Raw genomic sequence first — 19,255 nt, forward strand, 5'->3', positions numbered from 1 at the left:
AAGCGCTAAAAAGCTGGTTCCGTTATGGAGCCAGCTTTTTTGTTTCTTCATCATTTTTATTGCTAGGGTTATCGCTGGCTTTGTCATCATCTTTTTCGTCGCTTTTGTCTGCGACGGTGATGCCCATAAACTTAAGCTCTTTGCTGGTCGTCTCTAAAAGCGTTAACTCTTCTTCGATGAGCATCAGCATGTCTTGTACATGTGGCAGGGCTTTACTGCACGCGGTAATACCAAACTCAATCTTGTCCAAATAACTGGCTAGGGTAATGTTCATGGCTTGACCATTGAACACGATAGAAGCGGGGTATAGCGATTGCAAGCGCGCGCCGTTCCAGTACAGTGGCTTTTCAGAGCCAGGAACGTTGGAGATAATTAAGTTAAAGGCCTGCTTTTTGGGGAATAACCCTGTCGCTAGATTGATACCCTCCCACGCATAGGCAATCACACTATAGTTGATAACCTGCGCTTGATTCATGCGGCGAAAGCGACGTTTGCCGTTATTCATACTGCGATGAATCAATTCTATTCTACGTAAAGGATTGTCTAAGTGGGTACCCAAATTTGCCAATACAAATGACAGCTGATTGCCCGAGACGCTCTTATCTGTACGTAGCGACATCGGCACAAAGGCAATCAATGGTTTGCTCGGCAGGGCGTCCATCGAGATTAAATAGCGACGAAGGGCACCAGAACAGACGGCGAGTACCACATCATTTTTGCTGATATTCAATCTCTCTGCGATATCGTTAAAGCGTTTGATGTCATAGGACTGTGCTGCTATACGACGAGATGCTGAAATGCGCTTATTCAAAATGCTCATAGGTGCATCAAAAGTGCCGACATAGCCTTCATCGCTATAGTTTTTAAGGTTGTCTAGCAGCTCTGTGAATACAGGTTTGATGGTAGAGATTTGTTCTTTAATGATGCGTTTGACCGATCTTTCAGCTGGCAAGATAGCGTTGACATGGTTGCGATGGCGCGCCATCAACGACCACACTGGCAAGGTTACGGGTTCTGTCGCTGATTGCGATAGTGACTTTTGTACCAAGCGCATCGCAGCGATGCCATCTACTAGAGAGTGGTGAATCTTAAAGTACAACGCAAAACGCTCAGGGCTGCCTTCAGTTTCGGGCTCAATACCCTCAACCACATGACATTCCCACAGCGGCATGGCACGGTCCAACAGACGTCCATGCTCTCGTGAAACGTACATCAGTAGCTCACGAGCACGTGCAGGTTTTGGCAAGGCGACATGATGGAAATGATGTTCGACATCGAAGTTTTTGTCTTTTTTCCAAAACATCAAATGTTCAAGCACTTGGTTGAATGGAAAGCTTGGCGGCACATCAGAGTCTTGCATCTGCTTGACCAGTTGATAGACAAAATCGCTCCCTGCATCATCTGGCAATTCAAACAAGAATAGGCCACCAACGTGCATGGGCTGTTTACGCGACTCAAGAAGTAAAAACAACTGGTCGACTGCTGTGAGAAGTCGCATAATAAATCCTTTTATGACGAAAAGTTGAGTGGTTGACAGCAAACACGAAAGCGTTGTATCAAAAACACTATCTACTAGCGTTTTGCTGCCGAGCGTTTATTTTTATAAATGATTTTTGGTCAAATTTCTTTAAGCTGTTTTCAATCAATCAATCTATTGACGAGATATAGTCAAAATATCCTAAAAACGCTACGATATTGCTGATATTAATTTTTTGTAGCCTCTGTCTGCGCAGGCACAGCAAGCAAGAAAAATTGATATCAGCAGCGCGCGATGTATTGATATTACTTTTCACTGACTATAGATTACTGAAAAAAGTAGCCAGTCTGCGGTGAGCTAGCCGCCGCCATTTTGCGCATTGGCATACGACCCGCTAAGAAAGCTTGACGTCCTGCCCAAATGGCATGTTTCATGGCATGAGCCATCATCACTGGGTTTTGTGCACTGGCAATCGCGGAGTTCATCAGCACCCCATCACAGCCAAGCTCCATCGCAATCGCTGCATCAGAGGCAGTACCGACGCCTGCATCGACCAACACCGGCACTTTGGCATTTTCGATAATGAGGCTAAGGGTGTGACGATTGAGCAAACCGAGTCCGGAGCCAATTAAGCTACCAAGCGGCATAATCGCCACGCAGCCCATACTTTCTAATTCTTGAGCAACAATTGGGTCGTCTGAGGTATAGACCATGACTTCAAAACCATCATCGATTAATACTTTAGCGGCTTTTAAGGTTTCCATCACATTGGGGTAAAGGGTTTTTTCATCGCCCAGTACTTCAAGCTTAACCAGATTATGCCCCCCTAATAGCTCGCGAGCAAGCTTGCAAGTACGAACCGCTGTTTCTGCATCAAAACAGCCTGCGGTATTGGGCAAAATAGTGTATTTGTCAGGAGAGATGACATCGAGCAGATTGGGCTCATTGCTATTTTGACCAATATTGGTACGACGAATAGCAACGGTGACAATCTCTGCTTCTGAAGCACCAATCGCCTCTCCAGTTTCTGTCATGTCTTTATATTTGCCGGTACCGACCAACAGCCGAGAAGAAAATGTTCGACTACCAACAGTAAAAGTATCTTGCAAAAGTGGCGTCGGGTTAGTAACAGTGCTAGCGTTCTCTGACATAACTGAAAATCCTAATAGCGGGCGGGCAAGTGGACAGATAAAAGATAATATACCGTCTAAGTATAATAAAAACGAGTAAATTAACTGCGGCGTGTCCTTAATTTAATCGATATTCATCTAAATGGGTTAAAAATGGCTAAATTTTGCTAAACAGCGGCAAATAGCTGGGTATTATCTGCGCTATTTCTCTTGTTCAACGGCAATTTATTTCATTTTTATCATCATTTTTAAAATGAGGACACGCCTTAATAGTAACTCACAGCCCACAAAATGCGAAATCACATGGCAGTGGGGCTAGTTGTGAAATCTGCTTGAATGACTTATTTAGGCAGTAAATATGTAGGCGGAGTAATAGTGAAAAAGTGCCACCGACATAAAATAATACTCGTCTAAAACAAAATGCTATTATAACAAACTCATGCCACTTTACTGCCAGTCTTTTTAAGTTGGTCAGCTTAGCGCTATGCATCTGCTATTTGTAATATAGTGGATAAAATATATGAGTTTTATGTTGAATTTACCTTTATTTATCAGGTCGTCTTTATGATGCAACTGCCGTACAGTTTTGCAAAACGCCATCAGATTTTAGCCATACTAGCGATTGATCCTGAGCTGCCACCGACGTTGGTGCTGACCAAAGCCACGCCATTATCAGCGATTAACGAAGCAGTACGGTTTTTACAGCAGCAAGGCGTCCGCGGTGTACCAACTTATGAGAGCGTCAATGCAGATGACTTTGACAAGCGCATGAATGCTGCTTATGCTGGAAACACTGGCGAATCGCAGCATATTGCCGCAGGTCTTGAAGACCATCCTGACCTCGATAGTTTGGCAGATAGCGTCCCTGAAACGGAAGATTTGATGGATCAGCAGGACGATGCGCCTATTATTCGTCTGATTAATGCGCTGTTGTCTGAGGCCATACGTCTGAACGCATCAGATATTCATATCGAAACGTTTGAAAAGCGTTTGGTGGTGCGTTTTCGTGTCGATGGCGAGCTCAAAGAAATCATCACGCCAAAACGCCAATTGGCCCCGTTACTAGTGTCACGCATCAAGGTTATGGCTAAATTAGACATCGCTGAAAAACGTGTGCCACAAGATGGTCGTATTAGTTTACGCTTAGCGGGACGAGAGGTCGATGTGCGGGTATCGACATTGCCATCTAGCTTCGGTGAGCGCGTGGTGATGCGCCTATTGGATAAGCAGGCGGGTCGTCTAAATATGACCTACCTTGGACTCTCTGACAATGACTATAGCGAGCTTAAGCGCTTAATCCATCGTCCACATGGCATTATTTTAGTCACAGGACCGACAGGTTCGGGTAAAACCACCACCTTGTATTCGGCATTGACCGATTTAAATGACCAGACCCGTAATATCTTAACCGCTGAAGACCCCATTGAATTTCAGCTAGATGGCATTGGACAAACGCAGGTGAATAATAAGGTTGATATGACCTTTGCTAAGAGCTTGCGTGCGATGTTACGTCAAGATCCGGATGTGGTGATGGTTGGTGAGATTCGTGATTTAGAGACGGCAGAGATTGCCGTGCAGGCGTCATTAACAGGGCATTTAGTGTTATCAACGCTGCATACCAATACTGCCATTGGCGCTGTCACACGTTTGCAGGATATGGGTGTAGAGCCCTTTCTATTATCATCATCGTTGATTGGTGTGGTCGCGCAGCGCTTGGTGCGTACTCTATGCACACATTGTCATGACTGGCAGACGGCAGATAGCGAACAAGCCAAGCTGTTTAGCGAGATTGGTATTGGGGTAGGGTCGGGTGCAGAGTTGGGTATGGAATCTTCAATAGATAAGTCTATTAAGCTGCCTAAGCCCGTCGGCTGCGATAAATGCAATCAATCAGGATTTAAAGGCCGGACGGCGATATATGAGGTGGTGCCGATTGACGATACCTTGCGCCGCATGGTTCATAGTAACACTGCTGAATACGAGCTAGAAGAGTATGCACGCCAGCAAACGCCTTCGATTCGAGCAGATGGTCTACGCAAAGTGATAGAAGGGCGTACGACATTAGAAGAGGTGCTGCGAGTGACCAAGGAAAGCGCCATGACTGATGACAGCATATTGGTATAAAGATATTCGACTAATCTATTTTTATCGCATCTTTATCGCATCAAAAAAATAACTGGCTCTAAAAGCCAGTTATTTGATTATAGATTCTTAAGGTTGCAAGGCATTATTATTTTGTAGCGAAACCAATCTATAGTCTAGCTATTTGGTAATAATGCTACTTCGCCGCCATGCATTCCACTTCAACGCTCGCGCCAGCTGCCAGCTCCGACACCCCAAAGGCTGAGCGTACAGGGTAAGGCTTTGCAAGCTCTGCTTTATAAACTTTGTTAAAGTCATCAAAGTCGTCCATATCTGTCAGCATTGCCATGCATTTGACGACATCTGACTTTTGGTAGCCGTACTTCAATAGCGTGGCATGGATGTTATCGAGCGCTTGTTTGGTTTCCGCTTTGACGCCGCCTTTGACCAGTTTGCCGTCTTTAAAACCAATTTGACCAGACATATATAACGTATCTCCGACCCGCACTGCTTCTGAAAAAGGATAGTTACCGCCATCCCCTAGGAACACAGGGCTCGATTTGCTAATGGTCGCCGTTTTGCTGGTCGTAGTCGGTGCAGCCGTGGCAGTTACGGCAAGTCCTAACGAGCAAGCGCCCACGAGTAAAGCCTTTGATAAGCTTGCAGTAAAGGTATTCATAAGTTTGGACATCGCTGTCTCCTTGTTATTGGTTTGTTTATCCTGATTATCATTGCACTGAGTTGTCTGTCGGTTGCTCACCAATAGGCTCAATGCGCTATCAAGTTTTAGCAAAATTAAAGTTTAACAAAATAAAAAGCCCATGGCTTTTTTCTTATTCTCAAGCGTCAGCGAGTTTGTCATCAGTTGCATCATCAGCAGTATTAGTGTCTGCAGGTTTTTCACTGGCTTTGCCTTGACGGCGTGCTTCTAGCTCAGACTTGGGTATCCACGCCCAGGTCATCTCAACCACGATAGGGTTACGTTCGCTATCAGATTCACGGTCATGGATGACACAAGGAATAATCATCTCACCCTTTGGCGTGTTTAAGATATCCAGGCGCTGCTCATCAGATAAGGTGGCGATTGCAGCAATCTGACCTTTTTTAATAGGACGATAAAAATTCACCGAGTAGGATTTAATTAACAGGACGCGATCTGAGGGTAGGTTCAATCCTAGAATGAAACCTGTTGCAGTTTCAGCCAGCAAAGTAATGGCGACAGCATGAATAGAGCCGATATGATTTTGTACTGCCTTGCTGTTGTTTAAGCTGACCACCACTTGATTCGGCTCAACGGTTTCGTAATAAACGCCTGTTGTGCCGACATAGGGCACCACTTTACCAAAGGCTTTGGATAAAATACTGGAGCGTGCACCGGCAGGCAAGTACTTGGTGACGGATAGCAGCTTGGTAAATTGGTTACTGATGGGTTTGAGCGTGCTGTTTGGCTGTTCGGCTGGCGATTTTGTGCTGTCAGCTACTTTGGCTGGTAATTTTTTGGTCAGCTTGGTAGGGAGTTTTTTTAATAATCCTGACATACAAAATTCCTTAATGTAGATGGGTTTAATGATATTTTGGGTGTAATAAATCTCTATGATAGTGACAATTAAAATCAATCTGATTAAAGCCACTATCATCACTATGGTACATTAACCACCGCCTTCCTACTATTATTAGCATGAACTGCTGCGCTTATAAAATAGTACGAACGTAACGATACCCTGCACCCTAAAAATTCAAACGTTAAAATTCAGACGTTAAAAATATGAGATGGTAGACAGGTCATTGTAAACAGTCTGACTGGATGTCCAATCGATAGCCACGCTATAATGGCAGTCTCCTAGCGCGACTGATATTGTATTTTTCTCATGCACTACTTATGCACCCTTTATATGCTGGATAAAGCCATGCCTGATACCTCCCATCACGAACCGACCAATATTATTTATACAGGCGTTGCTGGTACTGGTAAAACGTATCGACTGCTACAAATCGCTCAGCAATATACCGATTATCTGCCAACAACCAATGAGCAGGATTTGCTCGGACAGCTGCTACATGATCTTAGCTGGCGTGAAGTGTTGTGTCTGATATTTTTAGACATGCATGCTGAGCAGCAAGACTTGGTTAAGGTGCCAGAAATCGTTGAGCATCCGTTTTTTATTGCTAAGGCTGCTAACAATGCGCGAGAGAAAAATTTAAACAGTACGGCGTGGTTAGAGCTGCGCAGACACAGCCCTGCTGATTCAAAGACGGTCAGCTGTGACAATCGTGCCAGCCAAGCCTATTTTGATAAAGACAACAGTGGTGCTTGGTATTTGCTGCCAGAGAGCTTGACGTTATTAACAGATTTATCGCAGCAGTTGACAGAGTTTCAGCAGGCGAAGCGTGATAGTACTCAAAACCAACAACAAGGTTTTAGCCGGCAGCGTTTTACCATGGTCAGCTTTCATCAAGCCTATGGTTATGAAGAATTTGTTGAAGGTATTCGTCCTGTCATGGCAGCTTCTAATCAATCCGCTAGTAGCCCTTCTCAAAGCAATAGCCCATCGCAAATGAGTTATGCCATTCAAGATGGCGCATTTTTAAAGTTATGCCAACGCGCGGCCAATGACCCAAACCAGCGCTATGCCATGCTCATTGATGAGATTAATCGTGCCAACGTTTCACGGGTGTTTGGTGAGCTACTCAGCTTGATAGAGCCAGATAAACGTGCTGGTAGGGCAAATGCGATGACCGTACAGTTGGCGTATTCGGGGCGGACATTTGGCGTTCCTGCCAATGTCGATATTTATGCCACGATGAATACCCAAGACCATTCTTTAGCGCCACTCGATATGGCGTTACGTCGTCGCTTTCGTTTCATTGATTGCCCGCCGCAGCCTGAGCTATTGCCGATTATCTATGTTAATGACAATGCAGAAGTGCTTAACTTAGAAACAGGCAGTTCAATTGAAAAAAAACGTTCAGCAGAAACAATAGATTTGGCGAAGCTTTTAACAGGTTTAAATAATCGCATCACTCAAACGCTTGGAGCAGAGTCGCAACTGGGCCATGCTTTTTTATTGTCAGTGAGCAGTCTTGAGCAATTACAAACTGCACTGGTTGAACAAATCATTCCGCAATTGGCACAAGCAGCAGGCGGGCAGGTGGCTGTTTTGCAGTATGTTTTTCAAGATGAGCAGCAGCCGATAGCGGCACAGTTTATTCAAGACAGCCAAGCGTTATTAGCGAACGGCTCAGATAATCAAATGTACTCAAGGCAAGGCTCATTTCTCAGTCAGTCAATGGGTGCAAGTGGCTATCGGATTAATGCTGATTTGATGGCAAAAGCAGGTGAATTTAGTAAGACCATCGTCTATCAGCGTTTGTATTAAGAGGATTGCCAGCCAGTGATGAGTAGAGTATTACAGTCTGATGTTAATGTAATAGGGGCTAACGTGACAGGCGTGAATCATGCCAGTACTGCCAATACAGCTAGTGTTAATGCGGTCAATACAAATGCGCTTGATACTCATACTGTCACTGTGTTTGAGTATCAACGACTAACGGCTCATGATTTTGTGCAAATATCTGACTTTCAGTGGCTAATGGCGCAAGAGTTCTCGGTCTTTAGTATTAAACGAAAGCAAGGGCAGTGGCAGCTCAAGGTCGGTCATTATATCGGAGTTATTTTACTGCCGAGCGGTATGACGCTTGAGATATTACCGAAGCTGATGGCAAAGGACATTGCCCATCACGCTCAGCACCAGCACCATCCTTACAAGTCAGACCAACCATCTGAAGATATAAAGCAAACCCGTCACTGGGTGCAAGGTATGTTGTCTGATTTGATTAATAGCCACGAGCACAGTCACAGCAAATTTCCCAATACTAAAAATCTCGGTCAGCTTAGCAATCAGCTGACTGCGCTACCACTAGCAGCTCTGCCATTATCCGACTGGCTTATTGAGCAGTTCTTGCAGGGTTTGGTAAAGTATCAGCCAACCAAGTATTATCAGACACAGATTGACAATCAAGCATCGCTACAGGGGAGGCTGCTTATTAAGGAACAGCTGCGCCATAACAGTATGCAGCCGCATAAGTTTGTCTGTGAAAGCAGTGTGCTGAGTCAAGATATGCTGGTGAATCGGTTGATTAAGAGCGCGCTGGTTTTGCTCACGCCTTTATTGACGACATTAAATCTGCCTCAGCCTATACTATCTTTTCGGTTTTGGCAGCCAATATCCGCGCTCAGCCACTCTGAGATGCAACGGCTTGAGTCAATATATACGCAAGCAAAGCGCCAACTAGCGATGCAGCCGCTGCAAAGGCAGCAGAAACAAGCCGCCGAGCAGTTGACGGATTTGGCTTATTGGCTGTTACAGCAGTCAAATACTGGGACAGGAAATGGTCTTGAGTCCCCATCCTCATTTAACCACAGGTCTTCTCAGCCGCGTCTATGCCTATTGGTTGATATGAATCAGGCTTTTGAGCAGTGGGCGAGCCTGCGCATAGCATCGATGTTTCAGCAGAGCAGTTTAAACTATAAGCCAGCGTTTCAAGCACAGAGTGTCTGGTTAAATGATGCGCAAGGGCAGGCATGTTTGTCTATCCGTCCCGATTTATTAATATACAAAGCAGCCAGTGCCAGTGAGATGTCTCAAGTCCAAGACACTGAAGGTGCTAGCAACACTGAAGCATCGGGTAGCTATGCAGGCAGCTACAGTCATGTCATCGATATTAAGTGGAAGCATCTCACCCATGCCGCTGCTATCAGTGCCAGCGATGCTTATCAACTGACCAGTTATGCGCAAGCGTACCAAGCGGGGCAGGTATGGTTGGTTTATCCTGTACAAGACGATGACAGGCAACCAGTGGTACTGAGCCAACAAACTTATCGTGACACCAGTATTGATGGTAAAGGGCCTGCACAATTATGGCTGATACCTTTTAATGTCAACACCGGCACTATCAACAGTGGCTTGCTTCCAGAATTGAATGTAGTATAATGCCCCTATCGGTGGTTCAGCATCATCGTGGGTTAGTAAGTATGGTCATCGCTTTTTTCATAAGAAAAGCATGTTTTTGAAGTAATTTAGCAATTCTTTTAAATTAATCAAAAATAGGTGTTGACACAATCGGCTTTACCCCTTAATATGTGCACCTCGATAGCGAGGAACATTAACCAGTTAGCGGCATTGCCAGTAACGAGTTAATCAACAAAACTATCGTGATAATAGAAATTTCGGAGTGTGGCGCAGTTTGGTAGCGCATCTGGTTTGGGACCAGAGGGTCGTAGGTTCGAATCCTATCACTCCGACCATCTATTTTAAGAGCCTTACAGGCTTTTTTTTATGTATAATGGTTTAGTTTCTGATATTATGTTAACTCACCAAAATATATAAAAGTCCTCTAAGAGCGCCTGTAGCTCAGCTGGATAGAGCATCTCCCTTCTAAGGAGGTGGCCGCAGGTTCGAATCCTGCCAGGCGCACCATTTAGCCTGCAAATCTTGCCTATTCTTTGGCAATAGTTATGGCGGTTGTAGCTCAGTTGGTAGAGCCCCGGGTTGTGATCTCGGTTGTCGTGGGTTCGAGTCCCATCAGTCGCCCCATATTTTATTCTGTATTACCTTCCTATCTATATCGCTAATAGCACCAATACTTATCTTAAAATAATACTGTCTGCCACTGTTGGCATTTTTTCGTGCCTGTCTGATTAGTTTCTAACTTATTACCGCATATTATAAAATATTCCACAGTCCTTTCTTAAAGCGTCTTACAACGGTGCTCGCGCTGTATTGCTATTTTTGTCTAGATTGTATAGAACGCCTTACCAGTCAATAAATATAATATTTAACAACGAATATCATGGTACTTTCTCAACAGTAATCAGAGTTGATACTATTAAATTCATTTTGATTCTAAGAGGAAGCGTACAGTAAATAATGCCAAGGCTATCGTGGACATAGCTATTGTGGGCATATATTTTATTGTCTAAAAATAACCAAGCCCCTCCCATATGATTGAGGAAGTGATTGATGGACGCACTGAGCGTATTGCTACAAAACGTGCATTTGTTTGAAACTAAGTATTATCGGTTGAATGGTACTGGCAACTGGTCTTATTCAATCACTAGAAAAGACACCATCTTATTTTATTTGGTCATGTCAGGTAGCTTTTGTATTGATGTGGGCAATGGTCTGCGACAGGCACATGCGGGCGACATGATTATGATTCCTAACGCGCAGAAGCATGTCAGTTATGCGCTCAATCATAATGGTGACGATGCCCAGCCGTTAGATGAGCTGCTCAATAGCTGTGAAAAGCATACGCTTGATATCGATGGTCATGGCGATGCGAACTCGTCGCTGATATTGATTGAATGTAAGTATGATAAAGAGATGGTACGTCCTTTATTGTCTGTGTTGCCATCGATACTACCTGAGCTCAATGATAACGATGATGGTCGGTTTGAGGTCATCGATGTCGAGATTAAGCTGCTGACGTTAGAAGCAGAGCGTGAGCGCATGGGTAAGACCGCGGTCATCAACCACTGGGCGAGCATCATGATGATTGAGTGTCTACGTGTTTATATTGAGAGCTTGCCTGAAGCCACAGAAAACTGGCTAAAGGCGATGAAAGATCCGTTTTTGACCAAAGCACTTATCGCGATGCATGAAGCGCCAAGTCAAAATTGGACGATTCATAAACTCGCTGAGGTCGCGGGGATGTCACGCTCAAGTTTTGCGCAGCGCTTTAAAGATACTGTTGGCATGCCACCACTGACTTATTTGATTGATTACCGTCTGCGTTTAGCGGCTCGATATTTACGCTTGCAGCAAAACAGCATCAGTCGTATCAGTGATTTAGTTGGTTATGCTTCATATTCAACCTTTAGTCAGGCATTTAAGCGTGTTTATGGCGTCTCTCCAAAAGCCTATCGTCAACAATATCAACAAGAGACTATTGCTTAGTTGATTCATTAACGGACAACCAAAACTTTCACTACCACTTAAAAGCATTGAGCTAAAAGCATCGACGCAATATAAGGGCTATTAAACCTTATATTGCGTCGATGCTTTTTTTATACTTGATACTTAGTTTTTAATCCTACATTTTTAAGTCTAGATAGAGACATGACAGCTGACGTCAATGGACGGTATTTTGACGATGCACAGCTGACAATCTGCTTGTGTTCAGGTACTATGGAATAATGAGTCGTCTGGGCACGCGCGTTGATTTTAGCGCACTATATTTCACTGTGAAGCAGACTTATAGTCAGGCCTAGATGGTATTTATTTTTGCTGCTGATGGTATGTTATGACTGAACCGACCGCAAAGCCAAGTGCACAAGCCGATAGCAACCAATCTGCTATGGTGACTGCTGAAAATCAAAGCAACAAGCATAAAGGCACTGTTAAAAAAAATGCAAAGGACAAGGTTGAAACGAACCAAGGTCTGACTGATAGCGTGCAAGAAGATACAATAGCCACAGCACCTGATAAGGCTGCACTACTGGCATTATTTACTTTGCCAGATACTGAGCTGACAGCAGCCGAATCGGTCAGTGCAAAAACCAATACTGACCAAGCTGGAGCTGTTTTATCTGATAGTAGCATTGCGTCTCAAACACCTGTCGTTAGTGAGATAAGTGTGGCCGAGCAACGTTTGGCGCTTTATCGTGCTCAGCATGAGCGCACCAAATTATTGTATATGGCTTCTGCTGACACGCGACCTACTTATTTGGTACAGGCGCTCAAATCACAGTTCGCAGAACATCAGCAATATCTGCTCGCGCAGCAGCTTGATAAACGCGGTCTGATGGATACTGATGGACTTGAACGTTTGTGGCAGCAGCTACATGTGGTTGATGATATCATCGCCGATATCGTCCGTCATATGCCAGCACAGCAGCCAGCGGGTTGGCAGCTAACCACTCAAGATGGGCGCAATCCATTGCGTTTTGCCACCGTTGGTAAGCTCAAGCATGGCAAGCCCATTCTTGATCAAGGTAGCCTTAACAGCTATGTGCTAGGGCATTTTGGGGTGAGTAGCTTTACCTATGATCGCGGTTATTACATCGGCCATGTGGTTGGTTATTTATTCAGCTGCTACTTTTGCGCCCATCTGTCTATTAGCTATGGCGTTACCTCCCTCGGGCAGCAGGCTGTTGCTGATTATGATTATGCGACTCTTGAGACCCCGCATATGGTGCGACTGCTACAAGGTCTCGATGGTTATTGTAAAAAACGCATTTATCAGTTGGCAGTTATCTGTGCGCGGCTCAGTGTTTTTGCCAGTGACAAGCGTATCGAGAGAATGCTGATAGCTGAGGTCAATGACTTTGATAAAAAGCTACAACAACAGCATTTGGATGTTTTGCTACTGCAAGGATTAATGCCTGATAGTAATGACTCCACGCCGCTTTTTTAAGCAGTTCATTCTCTATATAGTTTGCTTTTACGTGCTGCTTTATCACCCTTTATCGTTGACACTCTTAGGATATCTGCTGCTATGCCCGCTTATCATTTTAAAGCGCTCGACGATCGCGGCGGTGTACAAAAAGGCTTGCTCGAAGGCGATTCAGCGCGGCAGGTTCGTCAGCAGCTGCGCGATAAGCAATGGACGCCAGTCGAAGTCCATCCTGTCAATGATAGACAAAGCCAACATAAAAGCCGTTATAAAAAGCCATCCGCTTATGAGCTGGCACTGCTCACGCGTCAATTATCTGTATTGCTCGCTGCCGGCATTCCGCTCGAAGAAACGCTAGCAGCCGTCGCCAAACAGTCGCCAAAGACCCATATAAAATCCTTGATGCTCGCAGTGCGCTCGCACGTGCTAGAAGGGTTAAGCTTGGCACGCTCTTTACAGCAAGCCGCCAGTTTTCCGCCGCTATATATTGCGACTATTGCGGCAGGAGAGAAGTCTGGTCATTTGGATTTGATTCTCAATCAGTTGGCAGATTACACCGAAAACCGCTTTGCTCTACAAAAGAAAATCCAAGGGGCGATGGTCTATCCGATTGTGCTGATGGTCATGGCAGTTGGGGTCATTATGGGGCTAATGAGCTTTGTGGTGCCAAAAATTGTCAAGGTCTTTGAGCAGTCTGAACAAGCGCTACCGCTCATCACTCAAATCGTTCTGACTTTATCCAATATCATCACCCAATGGTGGTGGCTGATGCTGTTAGTATTGGCGGGGACTGCGTTTCTGCTTTATCGCTTTGCGCAAACGCAAGCGGGTAAATTGGCAATAGACAGTATTGTCCTAAAGCTGCCGATATTGGCACGCTTATCCAAAGGGCTAAATGCTGCCCGTTTTGCCAGTACTTTGGCGATATTGGTGCGCTCGGGCGTGCCATTGATTGAAGCGTTGCATATTGGCGCTGCGGTCACGACCAATTTGCATATTAAACAAACCATCATTACCGCCGCTGATAGAGTCACAGAAGGCTCTAGCTTATCCAGTCAATTAGAAAAATCCACCTACTTCCCGCCGATGATGGTGCAGATGATTAAGAGCGGTGAAAACTCAGGTGAGCTTGAAAATATGCTCAGCCGAGCGGCCAATATGCAAGAAGCTGAGGCCACTAACTTTATCAGCACTTTATTGTCGTTGCTTGAGCCGTTGATGTTGGTATTGATGGGCGTGGTGGTGATGATAATCGTGATGGCTGTGATGCTACCGATTGTCAATATGAACGATTTGGCAGGCTAGGGCATGTACCCATTCTGAACGATAGATTCTGAATGGGCTAAAAATGTCTCAATCTTTGTCAATTGCCTAGGTCGTTGCATCTCGACTTTTCTCTTCTTATTTACATCCAACCTCAGCCAAATCAAATCTTCCTTTTGGCTATTTGCCTTTTAACTACCTTACCGAACCCTGCGCTAGCTTTCTTAAGCTTTGCTCACTGTTGTACATTGTTGAACGGGCACTGTATCTACTTCAGTCAGCTCAGGCATTGGGTTATAGTAGCTAGCGTTTATCCGCTTTTGTATTGCACTTTGTGTCGCACTTTTTTAAGTTTTCAACGCATTCGTTATCCATTCAGGAGCAGCCTATTGAGTAATTTTAGGTTTACTGTCTAGATGAAACCTGTATAACCAATCAGACGTCATTGTGATGATAATCTAATCGCAGCGCTGGATAAAAATAAAATCATGGTCTATAGTGATAATCGCTTCAATATTAATTATGACCATGCTACTACCATCTCCAAGAATTAGAATAGTACTGCTAATAGGCTGTAGGTTTAATTACTCTGATACTACTAACCATAATTTTGGATTTGTAAAATATTGCCCGAGCGCTCCTGACCACTTATATAACTGTGACGATAAAAGCGATGATTATGACTGAAAAAAACCAAGTAAATATGATGCCGCAGACTGACATCAATAATACTCAAACACAGGCTGCTATAGTCCCCAATAATAGCAAGGCGACTGGACAAGACCGTCAGCCAATAAGAAACAAACAGTCTGGTTTTACCCTGATTGAGATTATGGTGGTTATTGTTATTTTGGCTATTTTGGCAGGCTTGGTGGTGCCAAAAGTTGTGGGACAAAGCGATAAAGCTCGCGTGAAAACGACAGAAACTGCACTGGCAACTGTCTCAAACGCGCTTGATATGTATAAAGTTGACAACTCACGCTATCCAACCACTGCGCAAGGTCTAGAAGCACTGACCACGCCACCGGCTGATGCCAAAAACTATCCAGAGGGTGGCTATATCAAAGGCGGCTATCCAACGGATGGTTGGGAAAACGAGATGCAATATGTCGCTCCAGGTAGCGAAGGTCGCCCTTATGATTTATTTTCATTAGGTGCTGATGGTCAGCAGGGCGGTGAAGGGCAAGATGCTGATATTTACGCTCAGTTGTAAGTGTATTGGCTAATAAATCCATACTGGCTATGAGTGGTAAAACGTACATTACTCAGCTCGCGCATCCTCTATTAGATATCAACCAATAAGCGTTTATTGGTTGATATTTTTTATCAGTATCGCAGTTAAGCGTTTTGGTGGTGTGTCAAAAAGTATGCTGATCAAAATTTGAACAATTTTTGAAGCTTTAAAAGTCATATATAATCAGAGAACTTAGCATAGACTTCTTATTGACTTTTAGCGCCAGCATACTTTTTAGAACACCACCAGCGTTTTTACATAAGTTGTTTTAATATATTAATTTATATTATAATATTTTTTATTTTAATTTATTGTGTTCTAATACTATAAAAATAATTTCTAGAATCATTAAGTTTTCAATGCTAGCTCTTAAAGCAATTCAGCAGAGGTCATATTTATGTCAATGAACACGTCACTATTAAAGTCAGCTGTCATAAAAAACGCAACTTTTAAACAATCTTATCTATTGGCCATTACCGTTGCGACTACCTCGCTAATGGCGGGGCTGTCTATGAGCGCCCAAGCTGCTGGTCTTAATGATTTGTTTGGGAATAACAATAACTCAGCTAAGTTTTTACCAGTGGATAAAGCTTTTCAGGTAAGTAGTAGCAGCACAGCGACTGCCAAGGGTACACGCTTATCGATCGCTTTTGATATCACGCCGGGACATTATGTCTATAAAGACAAGCTGACGCTGAGTTTCCCTAAAGGTATCAGTGCCACCCCTTTTAGCTTTAGTCAAACGCCTGTCACTATTGATGATCCAACCTTTGGCAAAGTGCCTGTATTTACTCAAAAAAGCGTTGTAGCGACCACCACATTGTCCACCAAGAATGGTAAAGGTGCGAAAAATGTGCCTGTGGTTATAGGCTGGCAAGGCTGCGCAGAAGCTGGACTCTGTTATCCACCAGAAAAAATCAAAACCAAAGTTGATATTACAGTGACACGCAGATAGATATTAGGTGAGTTCTCATCTTCTTTTTCATCTTTATCCGCATTGCATATATTTTTGTTCCGATTGAGGATTTGCCCTCAGCATTCGACTCAAGCATTAGAAATAAATAGGTAGCGTTTCATGTCCATTAAGACAGCAGCACAGCCCCCATCCTCCGCCGAAGGTAAACCGTCAAAAAAATCTTATCTATTGGCAATGGCTCTAACCACTGGCTCATTGTTGACAGGGGTGGTTGCTACTGGACTGACGGTCGCGCCCGTGGCGACACAAGCGGCAGGACTGGGCGATTTATTTAATAATAAAAGTGCGGCACAACCAAAGTTTTTGCCAGTCGATCAAGCGTTTCAGATTAGTAGTAGCAGTAATCTGACCAAATCTGGTACCCGCCTATCGATTAACTTTGATATCACGCCTGAGCATTATGTTTATAAAGACCAAATCAAGCTGACCTTGCCTGCGGGCGTCAGCGCCGCACCTTTTAGCTTTAGTCAAAAGTCTGTCTCTATCGATGACCCGACCTTTGGGCGAGTGCCCGTGTTTGACCAAGCAAACATGGTCGCCACCACCACATTGACCACTAGTAACGGTAAAAGTATCGACGATGCTGCAGTGACGATTGGCTGGCAAGGCTGTGCTAAAGCAGGATTGTGTTATCCACCTGAAAAGATTAAAACCACTGTCAATATTGCTGCAGCACCGCAGTCATCTACAGCAGGCAGCACAAGTCAAGCCGCTCAATCCTCTGCAGTTAGCAGTGCTGCAAGTAGTACCTCAGTAATTAAAGCGTCAACAGAGCAGACATCAGCAACTAATGACACTCTGACAGATAATGCTCAGCTGGCGACAAATGCGGCAACAACAGATAATGTAGAGGGCGAGGTTTCTACAGCTGAGCAAGCGCTGAGCGATGACGATGTTAGTGATGGTGTTATTGATTACGACTTAATAGAAGATGATGCATTAGCAGATGAGCTTGCTGCGACCAATACCATATCTGGAGCAGATACACAGCTCGCAAGTAGCTCTGCAGCTAGTGATAACACTGGTGCTGTCAGCAGTGGCATCGATAGCGACCCATTTGGCTTAGCGTCTCATCCTTGGTTGGCATTGTTGTTGTTGTTTTTAGCAGGGTTAGGCTTAGCGTTAACGCCATGTGTGTTGCCGATGCTACCTATCGTTGCCAATATCGTGGCTCGTGAGGACAATCCAACCGTCAAACGTGGCGTCATTCTAACGACCAGCTACGCTATCGGTGTCGCAACGGCTTATGGTATTTTGGGTGCTGTCATTGCAGTATTTGGCGAGTCACTAGGCATTATTGGTTGGCTACAGAATCCCATTATTCTTATCAGCTTTGCCATTGTCTTTGTACTACTGGCGTTATATATGCTTGGCGTCTTTAGCATTCGGCTGCCCCATGCAATCAGTAGTAAGATGCAAGGCCTCAGCCAAGCTGGTGATAGTAAACTTGGCAGTACAGGTGGCAGTTTGATTGCAGGGTTTTTATCGGCGTTAGTGGTATCGCCTTGTGTTTCCGCACCATTATTTGGGGCACTGCTAGCAGTCTCTACCATTGGTAGTCCGTTACTTGGTTTTGCGGCTTTATTTATGCTGGGTTTTGGTTTGTCAGCGCCGCTTATCCTAATCGGTGCGACCCAAGGCAAAATCATGCCAAAAGCTGGCGAGTGGATGAACTGGGTCAAACAAGGCTTTGCTCTATTGTTATTTGCCGTGGCGCTGCTATTGATTGAGCGCGTCTTTATCTCGCCTGTGATGCTGATGGTATGGGCACTATGGTTTATGGTCGTAGCGATGTGGGCATGGAGCTGGTTGGGCAAAGGTCGCATGCTAACCCAAGCGTTTGGTCTCATCGCTGGTACTTGGGCGGCATGTCTGATGGTGGGTGCGGCATTGGGCAATGACGATAGCTTACATCCGCTAGCATCATTGAGCGCTGGCCCTGTGATGATGCAGTCAGCAGACGGCGCTCCTGCAGGTAATAGCAGTGCTACCGATGAGCACATCACCACGCTTGCAGAGCTAGATAGTATCTTGGCTGCTAATCCAAAAGTAATCGTCGATTTGACCGCTGACTGGTGTGTTGAGTGCCGTATTATGGATAAAAACCTATTCCATAGTCGCCCAGCACAGATGCAGGATTGGCAATTGGTCAGACTGGATATCACAGAGACAACGGCTGACTCTAAAGCGATTTTAGCGCGCTATAAATTGTTTGGTCCGCCAGCATTGCTCTATTATCAAGATGGTCAACTGGTTACTCAGCAAGTAGGGGAGATTGGTCGCTCGGAGTTTGAAAAAACCTTAACGACGCTAAACAACTGATTGTGAATGTTTGATATCTTTCAAAAAGGTATATGAGTACACTGAGTGTTCAGTAATGAAAAAAGCCAGCCACTGTTAGACAGCAGTGTGCTGGCTTTTTATTGAGCGCCAATCAATCATAATGATAAGATTTGCTTAACTTGATATCTCCACTAAGTATTTTAATTTAAACTAAATATCTTAGAGGTTTAGAGTTTGGTTATAATAGCACTCAATAACATCAGTATAAAATGAGCGCTAAGCATTCTCTAAGCATTTGGTTTTGTGTCAATTATGCTGATTTATATGGATTTTATTGAATGATAACGCTAGTATAGTGCTCGTATTTTCATTACAATAAAGCAACAATGCTGAAAGGGCGCTACAAATTGATCTTG

The 19,255-nt window shown here is 44.4% G+C and carries 13 protein-coding genes and 3 tRNA genes; 12 read left to right on the top strand and 4 right to left on the bottom strand.

All coding sequences use genetic code 11. The annotated features are described in order from the left end of the window. Positions 1-22: 22 nt before the first annotated feature. Positions 23-1,498, bottom strand: a complete 1,476-nt coding sequence (locus QL919_RS04315) for a wax ester/triacylglycerol synthase family O-acyltransferase (RefSeq protein WP_290188349.1) — start codon at positions 1,496-1,498, stop codon at positions 23-25. 305 nt (positions 1,499-1,803) lie between these two features. Continuing rightward, positions 1,804-2,628 carry a thiazole synthase gene (locus tag QL919_RS04320; protein ID WP_290188350.1) on the bottom strand — a complete coding sequence of 275 codons (825 nt, stop codon included), beginning with the start codon at positions 2,626-2,628 and terminating at the stop codon, positions 1,804-1,806. Between the two features lie 543 nt (positions 2,629-3,171). On the opposite strand from QL919_RS04320, the gene gspE reads away from it, so the two are divergent. Continuing rightward, positions 3,172-4,731 (top strand): type II secretion system ATPase GspE, encoded by a 1,560-nt coding sequence (gene gspE / locus QL919_RS04325; RefSeq protein ID WP_290188351.1) that lies wholly within the window; start codon positions 3,172-3,174, stop codon positions 4,729-4,731. Between the two features lie 154 nt (positions 4,732-4,885). Here gspE and QL919_RS04330 read toward each other — a convergent pair whose 3' ends face one another. Together QL919_RS04330 and QL919_RS04335 are read right to left on the bottom strand one after the other, a co-directional pair. After that, positions 4,886-5,380, bottom strand: coding sequence for a RidA family protein (locus QL919_RS04330; RefSeq protein ID WP_290188352.1), 495 nt, complete (start codon positions 5,378-5,380; stop codon positions 4,886-4,888). 148 nt (positions 5,381-5,528) lie between these two features. Continuing rightward, positions 5,529-6,227, bottom strand: coding sequence for a DUF4442 domain-containing protein (locus QL919_RS04335; protein WP_290188353.1), 699 nt, complete (start codon positions 6,225-6,227; stop codon positions 5,529-5,531). A 369-nt stretch (positions 6,228-6,596) separates the two neighbouring features. Here QL919_RS04335 and QL919_RS04340 point away from each other — a divergent pair, with 369 nt between their 5' ends. From QL919_RS04340 to QL919_RS04390, 11 genes are all read left to right on the top strand, one after another. After that, entirely contained in the window at positions 6,597-8,066 is a 1,470-nt protein-coding gene (locus tag QL919_RS04340) for an AAA family ATPase (protein WP_290188354.1), read from the top strand. An 18-nt stretch (positions 8,067-8,084) separates the two neighbouring features. Continuing rightward, positions 8,085-9,680: a hypothetical protein gene (locus QL919_RS04345; RefSeq protein WP_290188355.1), complete on the top strand. Its 1,596-nt coding sequence runs from the start codon at positions 8,085-8,087 to the stop codon at positions 9,678-9,680. Between the two features lie 237 nt (positions 9,681-9,917). Continuing rightward, a tRNA-Pro gene (locus tag QL919_RS04350) sits at positions 9,918-9,994 on the top strand. Between the two features lie 95 nt (positions 9,995-10,089). After that, positions 10,090-10,166: transfer RNA gene (locus QL919_RS04355), tRNA-Arg, on the top strand. A gap of 41 nt (positions 10,167-10,207) precedes the next feature. Then, a tRNA-His gene (locus QL919_RS04360) sits at positions 10,208-10,283 on the top strand. Between the two features lie 426 nt (positions 10,284-10,709). After that, positions 10,710-11,645, top strand: coding sequence for an AraC family transcriptional regulator (locus QL919_RS04365; RefSeq protein ID WP_290188356.1), 936 nt, complete (start codon positions 10,710-10,712; stop codon positions 11,643-11,645). Between the two features lie 346 nt (positions 11,646-11,991). After that, the gene (locus tag QL919_RS04370) at positions 11,992-13,104 is read left to right on the top strand and encodes a hypothetical protein (RefSeq protein WP_290188357.1); all 1,113 of its coding nucleotides are present in this window, start codon (positions 11,992-11,994) and stop codon (positions 13,102-13,104) included. A gap of 81 nt (positions 13,105-13,185) precedes the next feature. Continuing rightward, entirely contained in the window at positions 13,186-14,388 is a 1,203-nt protein-coding gene (gene gspF, locus QL919_RS04375; RefSeq protein WP_290188358.1) for a type II secretion system inner membrane protein GspF, read from the top strand. Positions 14,389-15,025: 637 nt separating this feature from the next. Further along, the gene (gene gspG / locus QL919_RS04380; protein ID WP_290188359.1) at positions 15,026-15,559 is read left to right on the top strand and encodes a type II secretion system major pseudopilin GspG; all 534 of its coding nucleotides are present in this window, start codon (positions 15,026-15,028) and stop codon (positions 15,557-15,559) included. 418 nt (positions 15,560-15,977) lie between these two features. Continuing rightward, complete coding sequence (locus tag QL919_RS04385) at positions 15,978-16,535, top strand: protein-disulfide reductase DsbD N-terminal domain-containing protein (protein ID WP_290188360.1); 558 nt, start codon at positions 15,978-15,980, stop codon at positions 16,533-16,535. Between the two features lie 120 nt (positions 16,536-16,655). Next, complete coding sequence (locus QL919_RS04390; RefSeq protein ID WP_290188361.1) at positions 16,656-18,878, top strand: protein-disulfide reductase DsbD domain-containing protein; 2,223 nt, start codon at positions 16,656-16,658, stop codon at positions 18,876-18,878. Positions 18,879-19,255 lie beyond the last annotated feature (377 nt).

This window comes from Psychrobacter sp. APC 3426 (assembly GCF_030408035.1).
GTDB lineage: Bacteria > Pseudomonadota > Gammaproteobacteria > Pseudomonadales > Moraxellaceae > Psychrobacter.